We start from the raw sequence: 4,210 nt of genomic DNA on the forward strand, positions 1-4,210 counted from the left end.
AAAAGTAGTAGATGCACTACCTGTTCTGCAAGTGTTTTGTAAATTATTTTTTCAGGTTTTCCTAAGCAGTTGATTGGCTGATGCTTCCGTTCCAGAGCCCAAGAAACAACATCCGCAGAGGCTCTTCAAGTTCCTGAGTACAGGAAGTTTGGTAGGTATTTATTCATTAGAAAAAGAAAGGGTAAGCTTAGTAGCGAGACCTTATATAGAACAGGTACTAGCTGTTTTAAGAGTTCCTCCTGAAATGATAGCTTAACAGACTGAAATGATAGCTTAACAGATTTTTACTCTTATAAGAGATAGCAGCTAAGAGATAGCAGCATTTGTTTCTTTAATTTCCATCACTTACTTATTTAAGGACAGGTAAGTATTACTACGGCGATATTGAAACTACTGTCACCGCCGCTTCATTACATGAGGGTAAGTATAGAGTGGGAATACTTGCTCAGTTAAAGAAGCCTTATTATACTTTCCAAGCAGATTCCATTACTATTCATCGTACCCGCCCTGCTGAATGGTGGTAAGTCAAGTGCATTGCATTAGGTGCTACTATCAACAGGCAGTAGTTCTGGACTAGTAGCTAATGAAATTCAAGTAGTAGAAAGTTGTATAGATGTAGCCTAATGTTACTCCATCTTGTATGATAAACGGAGATACCCAGAGCTGGCTCTGGGTATCTCCGTTTATTACTTATCTCTAGAATATGCCTGTACCCGAAGTACTACCTTCTAATGTACGCTGCTGAAATAACTCCTGAACTTTACGTCTCCCGCGTTCATTTAGCATAGCCTCAGATATTAAACCACTTTTATTGCGGATAACAGATATGTATCCATACTCTGCCAGTGCTATCATAGCTTTCTGGTAAGCAAACTGCATTTGGGATGGGACCTCCAGGTGAGATATAGAGTGTCGACTCTTAAAGAAGGTCAGATAATAATTGTCCATTTCTAGCTTCATAGATTATCTACTTCGGCTTTGGTATAATAAGTTGTTTTACTTAAATGTCTTCTGAGTATTGTTGTACCCTGCTTTGTTCTCGTACCAGTCGGTTCTGAGCTTGCCCCCACTCTGGGCCCAGTCAGCAAAGAATAGGTAAGCCGCCGTGATGGGTACCTGCTCCGCCGGATAGTTGAACTCTACGGGCAGTTCAATGGCCCATGGCAGATTCCCATCGGTTCGGTAGTAGCGGCCAATGCCGGGCTTGGAGGTATCTTTGAGTGTACCCAGCAGGCTGGTGCTGGCCTTGGCTGTCGGTGCAAAGTTAGCCAGGTGTACTTCCACCTCACGCTTGCCATCCACGATGATGAATGGGTTGATCTTCTCCTGACTGGCTTTGGCCGCATCCAGCGGGGTAGCAAAACGCACCACTAGATCAAGCTGACCGGGTGTTCCTGCGGGATTGTCCTTCACGGTGTTGAACATAGACCCTCCTGAACGTTTGATTAGTGGCTCGGGCGATTCATAAGCTACAATGACCGCTTTGGGCTGACCCGCTTCAGTCTTGTTAGGCGCCAGCTGGACGTAGCCCTTGGTATGACTATACCCGCTCACACTGGCCACCTCGCTACTGCTTACCCCGTCGAGCTGGAAGCCGAAACCATTTTCATAAGCGGCACCAATTGCTCGTATGACGATCTTGTTTTTCAGCTCCACCAGCTTGTTATCAGCATTAAATACGCGCGTGATGCGCGAGTTGATGATCAGGTCATTGAAGTCGTAGTCACCCTGCACCGGCCACAAATCCTCAAAGCCGTAGGTTGCCCAGCCGGTAGCCGAAGGGTAGTAGGTGTTGTAGGCGCGGGTAGGATCAGTGGGATAATCATCCTGAGTGTCGGCCACCCCATCTTTATCAGTGTCCAGTGTGGTCAGAGCGGGTGGAGTACCGAAGCCCTCGGGATTGCATGAGCTGGTAGGTAGATAGTTATTAGAGCAACTCAGATAGTTGGCGGAGATGCGGGAGCTGTTCTGTTCCAGACCATTAGCATCGCAAAGTGCAACGGCTCCTGACATAGCGGCACTTCCGGTCAGTTTTGACTGACCGGATACTTTTACTACTGAGCTGGTGCCACTACCTGTAATCGTGCCGTTGAGATTAATATCGTGCGTACTGAGCATAGCACCATCAGCAAATGCAAGGCTGCTGTTTCCGGTAATGGTCGCTTCGCCGTCCACCTTAATATAACCACGGTTGACAAAGTTATTGTTGACCGTGAACTGTTCACCTATATACAGATTACAGTTGTTTTCATTAACAGAGCCACCTTCTGCCTGGTATTTATCATCAACAATCATCTTGTTGTTGTTGACAAAATGACGGTTATTGCTGAAGGTACCTTTTACATGCAGATCACCATTATTAATGAAGGTATTGGTGTTGTTATTGCTGACCGTGAAGTTACCGTTAACTACCATCTTGCCGTAGTTCTCAAAAGACCCGCCCATGGAGATCTTATCCGCCAGCACAAGTGACTGGGAATAATTATAAACCTTTGTACTGGGTGTATTACCCACAATATCCAGTAACTCAATAACTGACCCTTCCAGAAAGTATACCTTGCCACTGTTGTTGTTAAGGTTGATCTTTAATCCAGTTGCGGTACCACATATACGTAAATCGCCCCCTTTCATGATAATGGTGCCGCTGTAAGTACCCGTTACCGCAACTATATCTCCGGATTTAGTAGTGATATCTCCCTTATAGTTGTTATAAGTCTTTGTAGTACCCGTCGTGCAATCAAAACCAGATCCAGCCTGCTGCCGTAGAGAGGCTACTGCAGTAGTGGTCGGAAAGGCAGCAGATATATAATCACTGACTTGTACTCTCTTTATCTCCGAAGCACCATAGGCATTGATCTTCTCTATATAAAGTTCCGTTTGAGCTGCCGGAATATAAAACTCAAGTCTTAAATTTTGGCTAGCCGAAGCTATACCGGAAGCTACGAGTTGTCCGACGGTAGGTATGTCACTGTAGACATTAATGCGTGAACGTTCACCGGCCAGAGAAGAGGTACTTACTTTTATATTAAGCTGGACGTTTCGGGTGGATTTGAAATCAAAATTTTCACTTACTTTCAAATTCTGCATTTCAGTAGTACTACTGGTCTTTGCAGGATCCAGATCAGAAGGTATACAACCATACATAGTAAGTAGTGTAGAAACAGCGATGCACCATTTAGTTGAAAATGTCATACGTGTATAGCGGAGAGTGTGATAGTAGTTACAACAGCAATAATCTACTGCTAAATTATAAAGCAAATATCCGTAGCCCCTGATAATTCGATTAACTGCTGAAAATGCAACTTAATCGTCCAGTTTATTCGGAAAACTGTAAACGAAGACAGCTCTGACAGCGAGTATTTTAAACTATTTAGAGCTTAATAAATATAGCACTAATAATGTAGCTACTTCTATGTTATTAGTGCTATAATGTAGCTAACCTCAGTTGAAGGAGTAAATCAACTTCTGGAAAAATGAATAGCAGATCTACCTCTTACTGATTAAATTAGGAGGCAGGCAGATAATTACATCAATTTTCTCATTCCGAAGATGTTAATCCTTGCCGTTAACCTTAGAGTATAGTACTTTTGTAACTGTTTCATACTTTTTTTGTAAGTCCCTCCTACGGTTCGTGATATGATAAAGAACTTACTTCTGATCGACGACGATCACACTACTCTTAGATTATTAACATTGATGATCACTCGGCAAGGCTTTGCTGAGAATGTTTTTTCTTTGAACAATGGCCAGGAAGGAGTCGATTATTTTGAACAACTGGCAAATAATGAAGATAGTGTTGTTCCGGATCTGATCTTTTTGGACATCAATATGCCTATAATGAATGGTTGGGACTTCCTGGATGAATACTCTGCTCGCTTTGAATATCTATTTCCTGATACAAAGATTTGTATGCTAACGTCCTCCGTAGATCCTATGGATAAATTACAGGCCTTTTACTACTCGAGCGTTATCACATTTATCAGCAAGCCTCTTTTCAAGGCTGAGGTGGAACTGTTAAGAAATCACCCAAACCTGACCCACTACTTCAATACTCCTTCAATTAAGTAACCTATATTTCAGTAAGAGTCCTCAAAAGACGATACTAGTATTGAGGGTATTATCTTGTTTGGCCATTTAAGTTTTAGAGGACATATATTAACAAAAAGGAGCGGGTACCACGATGTGGTACCTGCTCCTTTTTGTATACGTA

Annotated in this window: 2 protein-coding genes; one reads left to right on the forward strand and one right to left on the reverse strand. The window is 42.9% G+C overall.

Features of this window, described 5'->3' with window-relative positions; all coding sequences use genetic code 11:
• Positions 1–996: 996 nt before the first annotated feature.
• The gene (locus JUB14_RS27575; RefSeq protein ID WP_207510098.1) at positions 997–3,192 is read right to left on the reverse strand and encodes an LruC domain-containing protein; all 2,196 of its coding nucleotides are present in this window, start codon (positions 3,190–3,192) and stop codon (positions 997–999) included.
• A 444-nt stretch (positions 3,193–3,636) separates the two neighbouring features.
• On the opposite strand from JUB14_RS27575, the gene JUB14_RS27580 reads away from it, so the two are divergent.
• Positions 3,637–4,068, forward strand: coding sequence for a response regulator (locus JUB14_RS27580; protein ID WP_207510099.1), 432 nt, complete (start codon positions 3,637–3,639; stop codon positions 4,066–4,068).
• Positions 4,069–4,210: the final 142 nt, after the last annotated feature.

The sequence above is a fragment of the Telluribacter humicola genome (assembly GCF_017355935.1).
GTDB lineage: Bacteria > Bacteroidota > Bacteroidia > Cytophagales > Spirosomataceae > Telluribacter > Telluribacter humicola.

Coding starts and splice junctions, on each gene's coding strand:
- JUB14_RS27580 (WP_207510099.1), top strand. CDS start 3,637: ATGATAAAGAACTTACTTCTGATCGACGACGATCACACTACTCTTAGA.
- JUB14_RS27575 (WP_207510098.1), bottom strand. CDS start 3,192: ATGACATTTTCAACTAAATGGTGCATCGCTGTTTCTACACTACTTACT.